The organism is Kitasatospora sp. NPDC001309, from assembly GCF_042896295.1.
GTDB lineage: Bacteria > Actinomycetota > Actinomycetes > Streptomycetales > Streptomycetaceae > Kitasatospora.
In genome coordinates, this window is record NZ_JBIAXC010000064.1 from 1 (window position 1) to 15955 (window position 15955).

The following is a 15955-nucleotide window of genomic DNA, read 5'->3' on the forward strand; positions in this document are numbered from 1 at the left end:
TACATTCCGAACCCGGAAGCTAAGCCTCACAGCGCCGATGGTACTGCAGGGGGGACCCTGTGGGAGAGTAGGACGCCGCCGAACAATCATTCAGAGAAGGCCCGCCCGGGTGACCGGGTGGGCCTTTTCGCATTTCCGGGACAACCGGCGGAAAGCGGACGGGGCTGCCCCGGGAGGCCCTCGACCGACCCCCGCCGAGTGGCTGCTCCTCCGTCAATATGCCGCTAAAACCGCATGATCAGTGGACTGATCAGCGGAATACCGCCGCCCACGCCGTAGTCTCGAAGGCAGGGGGAACAGGTGTCCGGGGGTGGCTCCCGGGCAGAGCCGGATCAAGAATGGTGCTCATGGGACGAGGCAGGCTGCGCATCTACCTCGGGGCGGCCCCCGGGGTCGGCAAGACGTACGCCATGCTCGCCGAGGCACACCGGCGGCAGGAGCGTGGCACGGACGTCGTGGTGGCGTTCGTGGAGGACCACGGCCGGCGACGGACCGCGGACCTGGTGGCCGGGCTGGAGGTCGTGCTCCGGCAGCAGGTGGTGCACCGGGGCGCCCGGTTCTCCGAGATGGACCTGGACGCCGTGCTGGCCCGCCGCCCGGAGGTGGCGCTGGTGGACGAGCTGGCCCACACCAACGTGCCCGGCTGCCGCAACGAGAAGCGCTGGCAGGACGTCGAGGAGCTGCTCGCGGCCGGGATCGACGTGATCTCCACCGTGAACGTCCAGCACCTGGAGTCGCTCGGCGACGCCGTCGAGGGCATCACCGGGGTGCGCCAGCGCGAGACCGTCCCGGACGAGGTGGTCCGCCGGGCGGACCAGATCGAGCTGGTGGACATGTCCCCGCAGGCTCTGCGGCGGCGGCTGGCGCACGGCAACGTCTACATGCCGGAGAAGATCGACGCCGCGCTCGCCAACTACTTCCGGCCGGGCAACCTGACCGCGCTGCGCGAGCTGGCGCTGCTGTGGACCGCGGACCGGGTCGACGAGTACCTGCAGAAGTACCGCGCCGAGCAGGGGATCGTCGGCACCTGGCAGGCCCGGGAGCGGATCGTGGTCGGCCTGACCGGCGGTCCCGAGGGGGCGACGCTGATCCGCCGGGCCGCCCGGATCGCGGCCCGGGTCTCCGGCGGCGAGCTGCTGGCCGTCCACATCTCCCGGTCCGACGGGCTGGCCGGCACCGGCTCCCCGCAGACGTTGATCGAGCAGCGCGCGCTGGTGGAGAGCCTCGGCGGCTCCTTCCACAACGTGCTCGGCGACGACCCGGCCGGGGGGCTGCTGGACTTCGCCCGGGGGGTGAACGCCACCCAGATCGTGCTGGGCACCAGCCGCCGCCCCGGCTGGCAGTACCTGTACGGGCCCGGCGTCGGCACCCTGGTCACCCAGAAGGCCGGGGACATCGACGTCCACATGGTCACCCACGAGCACGCCGGGCACGGGCGGCGCAACAAGATACCCGTGCGGCGGGTCACCGACCTGGGCCGGACCAGGACCGTCGCCGGCTGGCTGGTCGGGCTGGTCGGCCCGCCGGTGCTGGCGCTGGTACTGACCACCATCGGCGGGCTGGGCCTGTCCACCGACATGCTGCTGTTCCTGTCGCTGACGGTGTGCGCGGCGCTGGTCGGCGGGCTGCTGCCGTCCATCGGCTCGGCGCTGGTCGGCTCCTCGGTGCTGAACTTCTACTTCACCCCGCCGCTGCACACCTTCTCGATCAACGAGCCACAGAACATCATGGCGGTGGCGATATTCACCATCGTCGGCTGCTCGGTCGCCTCCGTGGTGGACCTGGCGGCCCGGCGCACCCACCAGGCGGCCCGCGCCCAGGCCGAGGCGCAGACGCTCAGCGCGCTGGCCGGCACGGTGCTGCGCGGCGCCCCCAACGGGGACGGCGTGCTGACCGCGCTGATGGAGCAGGTCCGGGAGACCTTCGGGCAGGAGAGCGCCGCGCTGCTGGAGCGCCCGGAGCCGACCGGCGGCTGGGTGCCGGTCGCCACCGCAGGGCCGCGCCCGCCCGGGCGCCCGGAGGAGGCCGACGTGGACGTCCCGGTCGGGGAGAGCCTGGCCCTGGTGCTGCGCGGCCGGGTGCTGCCCGGGACCGACCGCCGCCTGCTGGGCGCGTTCGCCGCCCAGGCCGCCGTGGTGCTGGAGCGCCGCCGGCTGGCCAGGGAGGCCGCCGCGGCCCGCCGCGAGGCCGAGGGCAACCGGATCCGCACCGCCCTGCTGGCCGCCGTCTCGCACGACCTGCGCACCCCGCTGGCGGGCATCAAGGCCTCGGTGACCTCGCTGCGCTCGGCCGACGTGCAGTGGGACCCGGAGGACGAGGCCGAACTGCTGGCCGGCATCGAGGCCGGGGCCGACCGCCTCGACCACCTGATCAACAACCTGCTGGACATGAGCCGGCTCCAGACCGGCACCGTCACCCCGCTGATCCAGGAGACCGACCTGGACGAGGTGGTGCCCTACGCGCTCGGCGGAGTCCCGCCGGAGTCGGTGCGCCTGGACGTGCCGGAGACGCTGCCGATGATCCGTGCCGACGGCGGACTGCTGGAGCGCTCGCTGGCCAACCTGGTCGAGAACGCCGTCAAGTACAGCCCGGAGGGCGTCAAGGTGCTGGTCAAGGCCGACGCCCTGCAACCGCCGGGCCGGCCGGGCCGGGTCGAGCTGCGGATCGTGGACCGCGGACCGGGCGTCCCCGAGGACGCCAAGGAGCGGATCTTCGCCCCCTTCCAGCGCTACGGGGACGCGCCGCGCGGCGCCGGGGTCGGCCTCGGCCTCGCGGTGGCGCGCGGGTTCGTCGAGGCCATGGACGGTACCGTCACCGCCGAGGACACCCCCGGCGGCGGCCTCACCATGGTCGTCAGCCTGCCCGCCGCGGAACGGCCGCCGGAGCGGCCCGGCCCGGACACGCCGGGCGGCGAGGGCCACGACCCGCTCTCCGAACTGATCACCTGAGACCCGGCGGAACCGCGCCGCACGCACAGCCGAGACAACAGTCCGTAAGATCCGACAGCCCGAAAGGCGGAGTCCGTAAATGACCCGGGTCCTCGTCGTGGACGACGAACCGCAGATCGTCCGCGCACTGGTGATCAACCTCAAGGCCCGCAAGTACGAGGTCGACGCGGCCCATGACGGGGCGAGCGCGCTGGAACTCGCCGCCGCCCGCCATCCCGACGTCGTCGTCCTCGACCTGGGCCTGCCCGACATGGACGGCGTCGAGGTGATCCGCGGCCTGCGCGGCTGGACCCGGGTGCCGATCATCGTGCTGTCGGCCCGGCACGCCTCCGACGAGAAGGTCGAGGCCCTGGACGCCGGCGCCGACGACTACGTGACCAAGCCCTTCGGGATGGACGAACTGCTCGCCCGGATGCGGGCCGCCGTGCGCCGGGCCGAGCCGGTCGCCGGGGAGGACGACTCGCTGGTCGTCACCGAGAGCTTCACCGTCGACCTCGCCGCCAAGAAGGTCAACCGGGACGGCACCGACGTACGCCTCACGCCCACCGAATGGCACCTCCTGGAGGTCCTGGTCCGCAACGCCGGGCGGCTGGTCAGCCAGACCCAGCTGCTCCAGGAGGTGTGGGGCCCGGCCTACCGCACCGAGACCAACTACCTGCGGGTCTACCTCGCCCAGCTGCGCCGCAAGCTGGAACGCGACCCTTCGCACCCGCGCCACTTCATCACCGAACCGGGCATGGGCTACCGCTTCGAGAGCTGACCGGCGGCTCCCCGGCGGCCCCTCGGCAGCCTCCCGGCGGGGGCGACGCCTGCCGCCGGGGGCACCGAAACCGGTACCCTGCCGACATGAGTGGTGACAACAGCAGTGGCCAGCCGCCGGGGCGGTTCCGCCGCATGCTCAGTCGGCTGACCACCTCGGCCGAGGAACTGGACGCCGAGGACCTGCGCCAGGAGATCGCCGCCGAGTCCGGCTGCACGCCGATCGCCGGCTGCGCCGACCGGCAGCTGGTCACCGTCGCGGGCACGCTGCGCACGGTGACGCTCCGACCGCGGGCCGGGGTGCCGGCCCTGGAGGCCGAGCTCTTCGACGGCACCGAGGCGTTGGAGGTCGTCTGGCTGGGGCGTCGCTCGATCGCGGGCATAGAACCGGGCCGTCGGCTCGTCGCCAGCGGCCGGATCAGTCACGCACGCGGGCGCCGCGTGCTGTTCAACCCCCGCTACGAACTGCGTCCGGTCGGACACGGGAGCGAATGAGCGTGAGCAACCACCCCGGCGGAGACGCCACTGCCCGGATCGACCTGGACGCCGCCGACGTGGCGGCCTGGCAGGACGCCGCCGCCGCCGAGGCCGCGGACGGACTGGCCAAGTCGATCGAAGGCACCGCGCCGGCCGCCGAGCGGCCCCTCGACCCGGCGGCCGCCGAGGCCGCCCGCAAGGCCGCCTCCAAGGAGGCCGCCGACACGATCCTGCAGGCCTTCGGCGGCGTGCGCGGCATGATCGACATGACGCTGCCCGGCCTGGTCTTCATCGTCACCTACAACCTCACCCACCAGGTCAGCGCCGCCGCCTGGGCCGCGCTCGGGCTCAGCGCCCTGTTCGTGGTGGCGCGGCTGGCCCGGCGGGAGACCATCCAGCACGCCTTCAGCGGCGTGTTCGGCGTCGCCCTCGGCGCCTGGATCGCGATGAAGAGCGGCAAGGCCGAGGACTTCTACCTGCCCGGCCTGCTCTGGAGCGTCGGCTACTGCACCGCCCTCGCGGTCTCCGCCGTGGTGCGCTGGCCGATGATCGGGGTGATGCTCGGCCCGATCACCGGCGAGATGTTCACCTGGCGCAAGGAGAACCCGGGCCGGCTCGCCGCCTACACCAAGGCGACCTGGGCCTGGGTGGTGATCATGGGCCTCAAGCCGGTGATCCTCTTCCCGCTGTACTTCACCCACAACGTCAACCTGCTCGGCTGGTTGAAGGTCGCCCTCGGCATCCCGCCGCTGCTGCTGGCGATGTACGTCACCTGGCAGATCCTGCTCAAGGCGCCGCCGCCGATCAAGGCGCCGGTCGACGACGAGGAGGAGGAGTCGGCCAAGTAGCCGCTCCCGCCGGTCGCCCGCACGGCGAACGCACCGCACTGCACGGCGCACCTGCGCACCGTACGGCCGAGGGCCCGCACCCCCTGACGGGGATGCGGGCCCTCGGCCGTACTCGCGTTCGCCGCTGGGCGTCCGCTGCGGCGCGTTCGCCGTGCGCCTGCCTACTGGGCGCCGGAGGTCGCCGACAGCAGCTGCTCCAGCTCCTCCTCGCGCTCCTGCGCGGCCACGAAGAGCAGCTCGTCGCCGCCCTCCAGGGTGTCGTCCTTGGCCGGCACCAGCACCCGGCCCTCGCGGATGATGCTCACCAGCGCGGTGTCCGGCGGCCAGGTGACGTCGCCCACCCGGGTGCCGACCAGCTCGGCCTCGCCGGCCAGGGTCAGCTCGACCAGGTTGGCGTTGCCCTGGCTGAACCGCATCAGGCGGACCAGGTCGCCGACGCTGACGGCCTCCTCGACCAGCGCGGACATCAGGCGCGGGGTGGAGACGGCCACGTCCACGCCCCAGGACTCGTTGAAGAGCCACTCGTTCTTCGGGTTGTTCACCCGGGCGACCACCCGCGGCACCGCGTACTCGGTCTTGGCGAGCAGCGAGACGACCAGGTTGACCTTGTCGTCACCGGTCGCGGCGATCACCACGTGGCAGCGCTGCAGCGCCGCCTCGTCCAGCGAGGTGATCTCGCAGGCGTCGGCCAGCAGCCACTCCGCCATGGGCACCCGCTCCACCGAGATGGCGTTCGGGTTCTTGTCGATCAGAAGGACCTCGTGACCGTTCTCCAGCAGCTCGCCCGCGATAGAGCGACCCACGGCACCGGCCCCGGCAATGGCGACCCGCATCAGTGACCCTCCTCCTTCGGCCCCTGCGCGAACGCGGCCTCGACCGCCGTCAGGTCGGCCCGGCGCAGCATCACGTGCACCAGGTCGCCCTCCTGCACCACCATCTGCGGCGAGGGGAGCATCCCTTCGCCGAGCCGGGTGACGAACGACACCCGGGCGCCGGACGCCTCCTCCAGGCGGCCGATCCGCTGCCCCACCCAGTCCGGGTGGTACGCGACCTCGGCCAGCTGCACACTGCCGCTCGGGTCCTGCCACAGCGGCTCGGCGCCGCTCGGCAGCAGTCGGCGCAGCATCTGGTCGGCGGTCCAGCGGACCGTCGCCACGGTCGGGATGCCCAGGCGCTGGTACACCTCGGCGCGGCGGGGGTCGTAGATCCGGGCCGCGACGTTCTCGACGCCGAAGGTCTCCCGGGCGACCCGGGCAGCGATGATGTTGGAGTTGTCGCCGCTGGAGACGGCGGCGAAGGCGCCGGCCTCCTCGATGCCCGCCTCGCGCAGGGTGTCCTGGTCGAAACCGACCCCGGTCACCCGGCGCCCGTTGAACCCGGCGCCCAGCCGGCGGAATGCGGTCGGATCCTGGTCGACCACGGCCACCGAGTGGCCCTGTTTCTCCAGCGTTCTCGCGAGGGCCGAGCCCACGCGGCCGCAGCCCATGATGACGATGTGCACCGGCGCTACCTCACCCGTCCCGAAGGGGTCTTGACCTGCGCAAACACCGTTCATCTCCCTTTCCCGCCCGGACGTTCCGGGGCGAGGGTTCTCGTGGGGCGTCGGCCGGACTCCGCTCGACAACCAGAGTGTTGCCCACCGACTCGTATCCGACACGCTAGCCGGTCCACCGAACACAGTCGCGACGAAGGGGGGGATAAACGGCGCAAGCCGCGTCGGGATACCCCTACGATTCCTTAACGTGCCTATGCCGACTGACCTTCCGAAACGCCTTCTGATCGGGCGCGCCCTGCGCAGTGACAAGTTGGGGGAGACGCTCCTCCCCAAGCGGATCGCGCTGCCCGTCTTCGCCTCGGACGCGCTCTCCTCGGTCGCGTACGCCCCTGAGGAGATCCTGCTCACGCTCTCCATCGCGGGCGTCTCGGCGATCCACTTCTCCTGGCAGATCGGCCTCGTGGTGGCGGTCGTGATGCTCGCCGTCGTCGCCTCCTACCGGCAGAACGTGCACGCCTACCCCAGCGGGGGCGGCGACTACGAGGTGGCGACCGTCAACCACGGCCCGGCGGCCGGACTGGTCGTCGCCGCGGCCCTGATGGTCGACTACGTGCTCACCGTCGCCGTGTCCACCACCTCCGGCGTCGCCAACGTGGTCTCCGCCGTCCCGGCGCTGCGCGGCCACGAGATGATCGTCTCGGTGGTCGTGGTCGTGGTGCTGATGGGCATGAACCTGCGAGGGGTGCGCGAATCCGGCTCCGCCTTCGCGGTGCCCACCTACGCCTTCATGGCGGGCGTGATCGGCATGGTCGGCTACGGGGTCTTCCGGCACTTCGTGCTCGGCCAGTCCATGCCCGCCGAGAGCTCCGGCTTCCACCTCGCCGCCATCCCCGGCAACGACTCGCTCGGCGGGATCGCGCTGGTCTTCCTGCTGCTCAAGTCCTTCTCCTCCGGCTGCGCCGCGCTCACCGGCGTGGAGGCGATCTCCAACGGCGTGCCCGCCTTCCGCAAGCCGAAGAGCAAGAACGCGGCCACCACGCTGCTGATGATGGCGAGCATCGCCGTGGTGATGTTCATGGGCATCATCTGGCTGGCCCGGCTCACCGGCGTGCAGATGGCCGAGAACCCGGCCGAGCAGCTGGTCGGCTCCGGCCCCGACTACCACCAGAAGACCGCGCTGGCGCAGATCAGCGAGGCCGTCTTCAACAACTTCACGCCCGGCTTCTACTTCGTCGCCGCCGTCACCGGCCTGATCCTGGTGCTGGCCGCCAACACCGCCTTCAACGGCTTCCCGGTGCTCGGCTCGATCCTCGCCCAGGACCGCTACCTGCCCCGCCAGCTGCACACCCGCGGCGACCGGCTGGCCTTCTCCAACGGCATCATCCTGCTGGCCATCGCCGCCATCCTGCTGATCATCGCCTTCGACGCGGACCCGACCCGGCTGATCCAGCTCTACATCGTCGGCGTCTTCGTCTCCTTCAACATGAGCCAGTCCGGCATGATCCGGCACTGGACCCGGCTGCTGCGCACCGAGACCGATCCGGCGAAGCGGCGCCACATGCAGCGCAGCCGGGCGATCAACGGCTTCGGCCTGGTGATGACGATGGCCGTGCTGATCGTCGTCCTGGTCACCAAGATCGGCCACGCCTGGATCGCGATCGCCGCGATGGCGGTGCTGTTCGTGATGATGAAGGGGATCCGGCGCCACTACGACCGGGTCTCCGCGGAGCTCATCGCGGCCGAGGAGCCGGACGACGTGGTGCTGCCCACCCGGGTGCACGCCATCGTGCTGGTCTCCAAGCTGCACAAGCCCGCGCTGCGCGCCCTCGCGTACGCCCGGCTGGCCCACGCCCACACCCTGGAGGCCGTCACCGTCAACGTCGACCCGGCGGACACGGCGGCGCTGCGGCGGGAGTGGGACGAGCGCGGCATCGAGGTGCCGCTCAAGGTGCTGGACTCGCCGTACCGCGAGATCACCGGGCCGGTCCTGGACTACGTGAAGAACCTGCGGCGCAGCAGCCCGCGGGACGTGGTCGCGGTCTACATCCCGGAGTACGTGGTCGGCCACTGGTACGAGCACCTGCTGCACAACCAGAGCGCGCTGCGGCTCAAGGGGCGGCTGCTGTTCAAGCCCGGGGTGATGGTCACCTCGGTGCCGTGGCAGCTGGAGTCCTCGGAGCGGCGCAGGCCGCAGAAGGCCTGGTCGGCGCCCGGATCCGTCCGTCGTGGCGAGCCGAGGGCGCCGAAGGCCGTAAAGTCGAAGGATTCCGCCCGTACCGGTGCCGACACCGGTGCCACTCCCGACCGCAGCAAGGACTCCTCCCAGTGACGCGCAACACTCCGCCCCGCTCCTCCGGCGCCTCCGGCAAGGGCAAGGGCGCCCGTCGGGGCGGCTCCCAGCCCGGGCAGGTGGCCCGGCCGCGCTGGGGCAAGCCGCACCGGCCGGAAGCCACCGACCGTGAGGGGCTGACGGCGCGCACCGCGCCGGTCGTGCCGGGGGAGGCCCCGGAGGAGAAGCCCGTGCGGGCCGCCAAGCCGGCCCAGGGCGAGAAGCCCGCCCGGGGTGAGAAGCCCGCCCGCGACGGGAAGGGCGCCCGGGGTGAGAAGCCGGCCCGCGACGGGAAGGGCGCCCAGGACGGGAAGGGCGCGGACGGGGCCGCCCGGAAGGCGCCGCGCAAGCAGGCGGTGCGGCCGCCGAAGGCGCTGCGCGGCGCGGCCGCGCCGCGACCGCAGCGGGCGCAGGCCCCGTCCGGGGACCCGCTGGTCGGCGAGCGCTACGAGGTCGAGGTCGGCCCGGTCGCGCACGGCGGCGGGCACTGCGTGGCCCGGCACGAGGGGCGGGTGCTGTTCGTCCGGCACGCGCTGCCCGGCGAGAAGGTGGTCGCGCAGGTGACCGAGGGCACCACCACCTCGCGCTTCCTGCGCGCGGACGCCGTGGAGGTGCTGGAGCCCGCCAAGGACCGGATCGAGGCCCCCTGCCCGTTCGCCGGTCCGGGCAAGTGCGGTGGCTGCGACTGGCAGCACGTCACCCCCGGCGGGCAGCGCAAGCTCAAGGCCGCGGTGCTGACCGAGCAGCTGGCGAAGCTCGCCGGGCTGACCCCGGCCGAGGCCGGCTGGGACGGCAGCGTCGAGCCGGTCGGCGGCAAGCTGCCGCCCGGGCAGGTGTCGGCCTGGCGCACCCGGGTGCAGTACACGGTGGACGCGGAGAGCGACAAGGTCGGTCTGCGCAAGCACCGCTCGCACGACGTCCAGGTGATCGACCGCTGCCTGATCGCCGCCGAGGGCGTCACCGAGCTCGGCATCGAGTCCCGGGACTGGCCGGGGGTGGCGAGCGTCGAGGCGATCGCCGCGAGCGGCTCCTCGGACCGCCAGGTGGTGCTGACCCCGCGCGACGGCGCCCAGCTGCCGCTGGTCGAGCTGGACAAGCCGGTGTCGATCGCCCGGATCGACGACCAGGGCGACGCGCACAAGGTCCACGGGCGCGGCTTCGTCCGCGAGCGGGCCGCCGGGCGCACCTGGCGGATCAGCAACGGCGGCTTCTGGCAGATCCACCCGGAGGCGCCGGACACCCTGGTCGACGCGGTGCTGGACGGTCTGGACCCGCAGTGGGGCGAGAGCGCGCTCGACCTGTACTGCGGCGTCGGCCTGTTCGCCGGCGCGCTGGCCGACCGGGTCGGCGAGGACGGCGCGGTGCTCGGCATCGAGTCGGCCAAGCAGGCCGTCGTCGACGCCCGGCACAACCTGGCCGCGCTGGACAACGTGCGGATCGAGTGTGACCGGGTCGAGACGCTGCTGCCGCGCACCGGCATCACCGCCACCGACCTGATCGTGCTGGACCCGCCGCGGGCCGGCGCCGGACGCGAGACCGTCGCGCACCTGGTCGGCCTGGAGGCCCGCCGGATCGCGTACGTCGCCTGCGACCCGGCGGCGCTCGCCCGGGACCTCGAGTTCTTCCGCGAGGGCGGCTACCGGCCGGTCTCGCTGCGGGCCTTCGACCTGTTCCCGATGACCCACCACTTCGAGTGCGTGGCCATCCTGGAGCCGGCCGGGGCCTGAGTCCGAGCCTGCTGTAACGGCCGAGGAGGCGGCACCCCGTGCGTCACGGGGTGCCGCCTCCTCGGCGTTGGGCGGGGCGGGCGGGTGGTGCTTCCAGGGCTGCTGCGGCGGCTGCTTCCGCGCCTGCGTGCGGGGCGCGCGCTACTCGTTGTGCTCCTCTTCGTCGGCGCTGTGCGGGAGGTCGATGCCGTGCTGGGCGGCGAGCCGTAGGAGCGAGGCGATCCGGCCCTCGTACGCCTGGACGCCGTCGGCGTCCCCTTCGGCCCGGGCCGCCGCGAGGTCCTGCCGGGCCTGGGCGAGCTGCTCGCGCAGCTCCTGGTCGAACATGGCTGTCATTGCCGGCCTCCACAAAACCGGTCGGTGCCGCTCGGGGAACGCTCAGGAGAGTTCAGAGTCCCGGATGGTGCAGGACTCTTCAAGTCAGGCCCGGTCGGGGCGGGGGTCCGTGCCGGGCCCGTGCGGGGGCGGGGTCTCTCGGGGGCGGGCACGGACGGGGCCGGGTGGCGGAGGGCGTGACGGGGTAGGGAGCGGATGGGTGAGCGGCTCGGCGGCGTCCGCCGGGCGGTTCGGTCGGTGGTTCGGTCGGTGGTCCGGGTGGCGCTTCGGTTGGCGCTTCGGTGACGGAGGGGTTGCGTGGGGGCGTGCGGCAGGTGTGCGGGCGGTGTGCGTGCGCCCTTGTTGTGCTAGCACTTCAGCGCTAGCTTGAACGGCATGGGCAAGAAGCAGCTGAACGTCCGAGTGGACGCCACGACCGCGGAGATGGCCCGGGAACGGGCGGAGCAGCAGGGGATCAGCATGAACCAGTACATCGAACGCCTGGTCCAGCAGGACATGGGTGAATCGGGACGGGCCTTCATCGACGCCGCCGCACAGTTCATGAAGGAGTACGAGACGGCGTTCCTCGCCGAGTTCGGGGAGTCGGGCGAGCTCCAGGACGTGCGCCGTTGAAACTGGAGGTCGACCTCTCGTGGCTGCTCATGACCGCCGAGCAGTACACGCCCGGTGACCCGCAGGTCACCGACTACGGCTCGCTGCTCGCGGCCGTCACCCGGCACCAGGCCGAGATCTTCGACATCTCCGTCTACCCCGAACCCCAGGACCGCGCGGCCGCGTTGATGCACCAGCTGATCCGGGTGCCGGCCCTGGAGAAGACCAACGAGCTCTTCGCGACCGCCGTCGCCTACGCCTACCTCGTCGCCAGCGGCTGCACCGTCGCCACCACCGCCCGCGAGGTGCGCAGCCTCTCCCGGGCCATCCGGGAAGGGCGGCTGGGGGTGTCCGGGGTCGCCGAACGGCTGTCGGCCTGGGTGGTCGACGAGGCCGAGGGGGAGGGCGTCACGGGGGCGGAGGAGGAGGACGAGGACGACGACTGAGCCGCGTCCCCGTCCGGTGCCGGTGCCTGGGCGGGTGCCTGGGCTGGTGCCGCGCCGGTCTAGGCCTGAGGGTCCGCGGCGACGGGCTCCGCGATGAGGGCCGTCGCGAACGGGCGGAAGCCGGCCCGGCGGTAGATCCGGGCGACGTCCTCGTCGGCGGCGGACAGGAACACCGTCCGCACGCCGTTGGCGCGGGCGTGCGCCACCAGGGCCGCGGTGACCGCCAGGGCCAGCCCGCGGCGCCGGGCGGAGGGCAGCGTCCCGACCCCGACCACCTCGGTGACCGAGCCCACCGGGTTGTGCTGGCCCGCGCAGAGCACGTCGCCGCCCTCCAACGCGGCCGCCAGCACGCTGACCCCGTCGGTGATCCGCTGCGCGATCCGCGCCACCCCGCCCTCGGACGTCAACGTCGCGGCGCTCACGGCCAGTTCGGCCGCGCCCGCGCCGCCGGTGGCGGTGCCCGGGGCGCCGAAAGCCACGTGCGGGACGGCCACCGCGTCGGCCAGCTCGGGAGCGTCCGCGGCCAGCACCCGCACCTCCACCCGCTCCGGGAGCGCCGGCGCCGGGGCCGTCCCGTCCTGCGGGCCGAGCACCAGCAGCGGGTGCTCGTGCACCGCCAGGCCGGCCGCCTCCACCGCCGCGCGCAGCTCGGGGTTCTGCTCGGCCACCCACTCGAAGGCCTCCGGCAGGCCCAGCTCCCGCTGCCGCTCCAGCACCCGTCGGACGTCCTCGGCGGTGGCGGCCGGGCCGCCGTGGCCGGGGGTCGGGCGGGCGTAGTAGTGCCAGCCGGTCTCGCCGCGGCGGACGAAGAGGGTCAGCGGGCCGAAGTCCTCCGCGGTGGCGGCGCTGCGGGGCACGGCGTCGTAGTAACGCTCGATGCCGTCGAGCAGGGCGGGGTCCGGAACATGATCAGCAGAAGTCACGGCGTGCATCCAAGCAGGGGCCGGAGTGGAGCGCCACCGGTTTGTGCGGCGGACCGGCGTTCGATTGTTGCCGAACGCTTACCCGCTCGCGGCGATCTTGTGCGTGTACGCCGGGCAAGCTGATGCCTTCACAGCTCTGCCGAGGGGGACGGCGGACATCCGCACTCGGCGAGGCAAGGGGGAAGTCAGGCCCATGAGGCTCTGCTTTCTGGTGGAGGAGCACTACCGGCGGGACGGCATGCCGCTGGACGTCGCGCGTCAACTCACCTCCTGGGGGCACCGGGTGGACGTGCTGCGCCCCGGCGACTCGCTGCTGGCGATCTCCGAGGCGGTCCGGGCCGGCAGCCACGACGCCTGGGTGCTCAAGACCGTATCCGGTGGCCCAGGGCTCACCCTGCTGGAGGCGGCCGCCGCGGTCGGCCTCACCACCGTCAACGACGTCCGCTCGATCCGCGGCGTCCGGGACAAGGCGCTCGCCTCGGTGATCGCCCGCACCCGCGGCCTGCCCACCCCGGTCACCTACGCCGCAGCCCGCTGGGAGCGGCTCGCCGAGATCCCGGCCGCCGAGTACCCGCTGGTCGTCAAACCTGCGGACGGCAGCTCCGGTCGGGGCGTACGGCTGGTGGCCGGACCCGACGACCTGATCGGCCTCGGCCCCGAACTCGCCGGGGAGGGGCTGCTGATCGCGCAGCCGTACGTGCCCAACAACGGCACGGACCTCAAGGTGTACTGCGTCGACGGCGAGCTCTTCGCGACCGAACGGGAATCGCCGCTGCACCCGGGGCAGGGCGTGCGCGAGCGGCCGGTACCGCTGCCCGCGAGCGTCGCACGGATAGCCGCGCAGGTCGGCGAGGTGTTCGGCCTCGACCTGTACGGCGTCGACGTGCTGCTCGGGCCGGACGGGCCGGTGGTGGTGGACGTCAACGACTTCCCGAGCTTCCGGCAGGTGCCCGACGCGGTGGAGCGGGTCGCCCGGGCGGTGCTGCGGCTCGCGCGCAGCGGTACGGCCGTGTCGGTGCCCGCGCTGGTTCCGGCCGGTGGCGAGGAGTACGGCCGGGTCGGACTGGTGGACGGTGGGCTGCGGTGAGGGCCGGACCGGAGGGCGAGTTGAGGGGCGAATTGAGGGATGAGTTGAAGGGCGGGTTGAGGGGTGAGTTGAAGGGCTGGTCGAGGGGCGGGTCGAGGGGTGGACCGATGGGCGAGTTGAGGGTCGGGCTGATCACGGGCAACCCGGGGCACCCGCTGCTCGCGGCGGCCGCCGGAGTGCTGGAGCGGCGCGGCTGCCGGGTGGAGGCCGTCCCGCTCGACGGCGGTGTTCCGCGGGGGGTGCTCGCCGATGTCTACCTGCTCAAGGCACGCACGCCGCAAGCGCTGGCGCTGGCCGGGGAGTTGGAGCGGCTCGGGGCCGCGGTGGTCAACTCGGCCGCGGCGACCGGGCTTTGCCAGGACAGGGTGCGGATGGCCTCGCTCGCCCGGGGCGCCGGACTGCCGTTCGCGGCGACGGTCACGGCCGGCCCGCTGGGCGAACTCGCCGACCAGGTGTACCCGTTCGTGGTGAAGAGCCGGCACAGCCGGCGCCACGACCTGGTCGCGCTGGTCGACGGCGCGGAACGGCTGCGGGAACTCGCTGAACGTTGGCCGCACGAGGAGGTCGTCACCCAGCCGTACCTCCGGAGCAGTGGCTGGGACCAGAAGCTCTGGGTGGTCGACGGGCAGGTCTTCGCGGCTCGGCGGCGGTCCGAACTCTCCGTCGGCGATGACGGGGTGGGGGCGGCGCAGGAGTGGGAGCCGTCCGCCCGGCGGGCCGCGCTCGCCCTGCGGGTGGGCGAGGTGTTCGGGCTGGAGGTGTACGGGGTCGACCTGCTGGACGGGGCCGACGAGCCGGTGATCGTCGACGTCAACGCCTTCCCCGGCGCGCGCGGGCGGGCCGGGGCGCCGGAGGCGCTCGCGGGGCTCGCCCTGCGGGTGGCGGCGGAGCGGGGGCGGGTTCCGGTGTAGGTCGGGTCGGGGCTTCGGCTGGGCTGGGCTGGGCCCGGGCTTCGGTGTGGCTGGGCCGGTGTCGCTCCGGCGCGGCGGCCGACCACCGGCCCGGGTGGTTAGGCTGGCTGGCGCCCCCGACCGGCCGGGGCCGAACGGCGAGAGAAGACGGAACGTTGCTGCAGGACATCGAGCCCTACCTGGCCTGCCCCCACTGCGCGCAGGACCTCACTCGGCACGAGCGCAGCCTGCGCTGCCCCGCCGGGCACAGCTTCGACCTCGCCAAGCAGGGCTACGTCAGCCTCCTCGCCGGTGACGCCCACACCGGCACCGGCGACACGGCCGAGATGGTCGCCGCCCGCGCCGACTTCCTCGCCGCCGGCCACTACCGGCCGATCGCCGACGCCCTGGCCGCGGCGGCCGCCGCGGCCGTGGGCGATGGGGCGGACGCCGGGGCGGGCGGGGGAGCGGACGGCTTGGGGGGCCTCGTCGCCGACCTCGGCGCCGGCACCGGCCACTACCTCGCCCACGTCGTGGACACCCTGCCCGGCCGGGTCGGCGCCGCCCTCGACATCTCCAAGTACGCGCTGCGCCGCGCCGCCAAGGCCCACCCCCGGGTCGGCGCGGTGGTCTGCGACGCCTGGCGCCCGCTGCCGCTGCGTGACGCCTGCGCCGACCTGGTCCTCAACGTCTTCGCCCCGCGCAACGGACCCGAGATCCGCCGTGTGCTGCGCCCCGGCGGCACCCTGCTGCTGGTCTCGCCCACCGCCCGCCACCTGCGCGAACTCGTCGCCGCCCTCGGCCTGCTGTCGGTCGACGAGGAGAAGCAGCGCCGGATCGACGAGAAGCTCGGCCCCTACCTCACGCCGGCCGGCCGGCAACCGGTCGAGTTCACCCTGCGGCTCTCCGCCCAGGACGTGCGGACCGTCGTCGGCATGGGGCCGAGCGCCTGGCACACCGACCCCGACCGGCTCGCCGCCGCCCTGGAGGAACTGCCCGACCCGGTCGAGGTGACCGCCTCGGTGACGGTGGCCGCGTACCGGCGGCCGTAACCGAGGACCGCCGCGGGTCAGCGGCGCGGGACGGGCCCGCCCCGTAG

At 73.3% G+C, this 15955-nt stretch carries 15 protein-coding genes and 1 rRNA gene; 12 read left to right on the top strand and 4 right to left on the bottom strand.

The annotated features are described in order from the left end of the window. The 5 genes from rrf to ACFY2K_RS39285 all read left to right on the top strand — a co-directional run. Nucleotides 1-84, top strand: a 5S ribosomal RNA gene (gene rrf, locus ACFY2K_RS39265); the annotation flags it as partial. A 263-nt stretch (nt 85-347) separates the two neighbouring features. Continuing rightward, nucleotides 348-2948 (top strand): ATP-binding protein, encoded by a 2601-nt coding sequence (locus ACFY2K_RS39270; RefSeq protein WP_380532863.1) that lies wholly within the window; start codon nt 348-350, stop codon nt 2946-2948. A 79-nt stretch (nt 2949-3027) separates the two neighbouring features. Next, nucleotides 3028-3708, top strand: coding sequence for a response regulator (locus ACFY2K_RS39275; protein WP_033351413.1), 681 nt, complete (start codon nt 3028-3030; stop codon nt 3706-3708). An 86-nt stretch (nt 3709-3794) separates the two neighbouring features. Next, on the top strand, nt 3795-4202 hold the full coding sequence (locus ACFY2K_RS39280) for an OB-fold nucleic acid binding domain-containing protein (protein ID WP_360245819.1): 408 nt from the start codon (nt 3795-3797) through the stop codon (nt 4200-4202). Between the two features lie 2 nt (nt 4203-4204). Beyond that, complete coding sequence (locus ACFY2K_RS39285; RefSeq protein ID WP_375897301.1) at nt 4205-5032, top strand: DUF3159 domain-containing protein; 828 nt, start codon at nt 4205-4207, stop codon at nt 5030-5032. A gap of 161 nt (nt 5033-5193) precedes the next feature. Here ACFY2K_RS39285 and ACFY2K_RS39290 read toward each other — a convergent pair whose 3' ends face one another. Together ACFY2K_RS39290 and ACFY2K_RS39295 are read right to left on the bottom strand one after the other, a co-directional pair. Then, a complete protein-coding gene (locus ACFY2K_RS39290) occupies nt 5194-5865 on the bottom strand; it encodes a potassium channel family protein (protein WP_375893042.1) in 672 nt (223 codons plus the stop codon). Continuing rightward, complete coding sequence (locus tag ACFY2K_RS39295) at nt 5865-6533, bottom strand: potassium channel family protein (RefSeq protein ID WP_375893044.1); 669 nt, start codon at nt 6531-6533, stop codon at nt 5865-5867. Before ACFY2K_RS39295 ends, ACFY2K_RS39290 begins: the two co-directional genes overlap by 1 nt. A 241-nt stretch (nt 6534-6774) precedes the next feature. On the opposite strand from ACFY2K_RS39295, the gene ACFY2K_RS39300 reads away from it, so the two are divergent. Next, on the top strand, nt 6775-8856 hold the full coding sequence (locus tag ACFY2K_RS39300; RefSeq protein ID WP_375893046.1) for an APC family permease: 2082 nt from the start codon (nt 6775-6777) through the stop codon (nt 8854-8856). Between the two features lie 374 nt (nt 8857-9230). Then, nucleotides 9231-10583 carry a class I SAM-dependent RNA methyltransferase gene (locus ACFY2K_RS39305; RefSeq protein ID WP_387717463.1) on the top strand — a complete coding sequence of 451 codons (1353 nt, stop codon included), beginning with the start codon at nt 9231-9233 and terminating at the stop codon, nt 10581-10583. A gap of 141 nt (nt 10584-10724) precedes the next feature. On the opposite strand, the gene ACFY2K_RS39310 is transcribed toward ACFY2K_RS39305, so the two are convergent. Then, on the bottom strand, nt 10725-10919 hold the full coding sequence (locus ACFY2K_RS39310; RefSeq protein ID WP_375893047.1) for a hypothetical protein: 195 nt from the start codon (nt 10917-10919) through the stop codon (nt 10725-10727). 375 nt (nt 10920-11294) lie between these two features. Here ACFY2K_RS39310 and ACFY2K_RS39315 point away from each other — a divergent pair, with 375 nt between their 5' ends. After that, the gene (locus ACFY2K_RS39315; RefSeq protein ID WP_270146936.1) at nt 11295-11531 is read left to right on the top strand and encodes a toxin-antitoxin system HicB family antitoxin; all 237 of its coding nucleotides are present in this window, start codon (nt 11295-11297) and stop codon (nt 11529-11531) included. Continuing rightward, nucleotides 11528-11956 carry a fic family toxin-antitoxin system, toxin component gene (locus ACFY2K_RS39320; RefSeq protein WP_375893049.1) on the top strand — a complete coding sequence of 143 codons (429 nt, stop codon included), beginning with the start codon at nt 11528-11530 and terminating at the stop codon, nt 11954-11956. The genes ACFY2K_RS39315 and ACFY2K_RS39320 overlap by 4 nt, the downstream gene beginning before the upstream one ends. Before the next feature lie 59 nt (nt 11957-12015). Here the strand turns inward: ACFY2K_RS39320 and ACFY2K_RS39325 are convergent, their stop codons facing one another. Continuing rightward, on the bottom strand, nt 12016-12888 hold the full coding sequence (locus ACFY2K_RS39325) for a GNAT family N-acetyltransferase (RefSeq protein WP_387717443.1): 873 nt from the start codon (nt 12886-12888) through the stop codon (nt 12016-12018). 184 nt (nt 12889-13072) lie between these two features. Here ACFY2K_RS39325 and ACFY2K_RS39330 point away from each other — a divergent pair, with 184 nt between their 5' ends. From ACFY2K_RS39330 to ACFY2K_RS39340, 3 genes are all read left to right on the top strand, one after another. Beyond that, the gene (locus tag ACFY2K_RS39330; RefSeq protein WP_380531743.1) at nt 13073-13966 is read left to right on the top strand and encodes a RimK family alpha-L-glutamate ligase; all 894 of its coding nucleotides are present in this window, start codon (nt 13073-13075) and stop codon (nt 13964-13966) included. Nucleotides 13967-14073: 107 nt separating this feature from the next. Next, on the top strand, nt 14074-14877 hold the full coding sequence (locus ACFY2K_RS39335) for a RimK family alpha-L-glutamate ligase (RefSeq protein ID WP_387717445.1): 804 nt from the start codon (nt 14074-14076) through the stop codon (nt 14875-14877). 155 nt (nt 14878-15032) lie between these two features. Beyond that, on the top strand, nt 15033-15908 hold the full coding sequence (locus ACFY2K_RS39340) for a putative RNA methyltransferase (RefSeq protein ID WP_380531738.1): 876 nt from the start codon (nt 15033-15035) through the stop codon (nt 15906-15908). The last annotated feature ends 47 nt before the right edge of the window (nt 15909-15955 follow it).

Coding starts and splice junctions, on each gene's coding strand:
- ACFY2K_RS39310 (WP_375893047.1), bottom strand. CDS start 10,919: ATGACAGCCATGTTCGACCAGGAGCTGCGCGAGCAGCTCGCCCAGGCC.
- ACFY2K_RS39315 (WP_270146936.1), top strand. CDS start 11,295: ATGGGCAAGAAGCAGCTGAACGTCCGAGTGGACGCCACGACCGCGGAG.
- ACFY2K_RS39335 (WP_387717445.1), top strand. CDS start 14,074: ATGGGCGAGTTGAGGGTCGGGCTGATCACGGGCAACCCGGGGCACCCG.
- ACFY2K_RS39270 (WP_380532863.1), top strand. CDS start 348: ATGGGACGAGGCAGGCTGCGCATCTACCTCGGGGCGGCCCCCGGGGTC.
- ACFY2K_RS39275 (WP_033351413.1), top strand. CDS start 3,028: ATGACCCGGGTCCTCGTCGTGGACGACGAACCGCAGATCGTCCGCGCA.
- ACFY2K_RS39290 (WP_375893042.1), bottom strand. CDS start 5,865: ATGCGGGTCGCCATTGCCGGGGCCGGTGCCGTGGGTCGCTCTATCGCG.
- ACFY2K_RS39330 (WP_380531743.1), top strand. CDS start 13,073: ATGAGGCTCTGCTTTCTGGTGGAGGAGCACTACCGGCGGGACGGCATG.
- ACFY2K_RS39325 (WP_387717443.1), bottom strand. CDS start 12,888: ATGCACGCCGTGACTTCTGCTGATCATGTTCCGGACCCCGCCCTGCTC.
- ACFY2K_RS39280 (WP_360245819.1), top strand. CDS start 3,795: ATGAGTGGTGACAACAGCAGTGGCCAGCCGCCGGGGCGGTTCCGCCGC.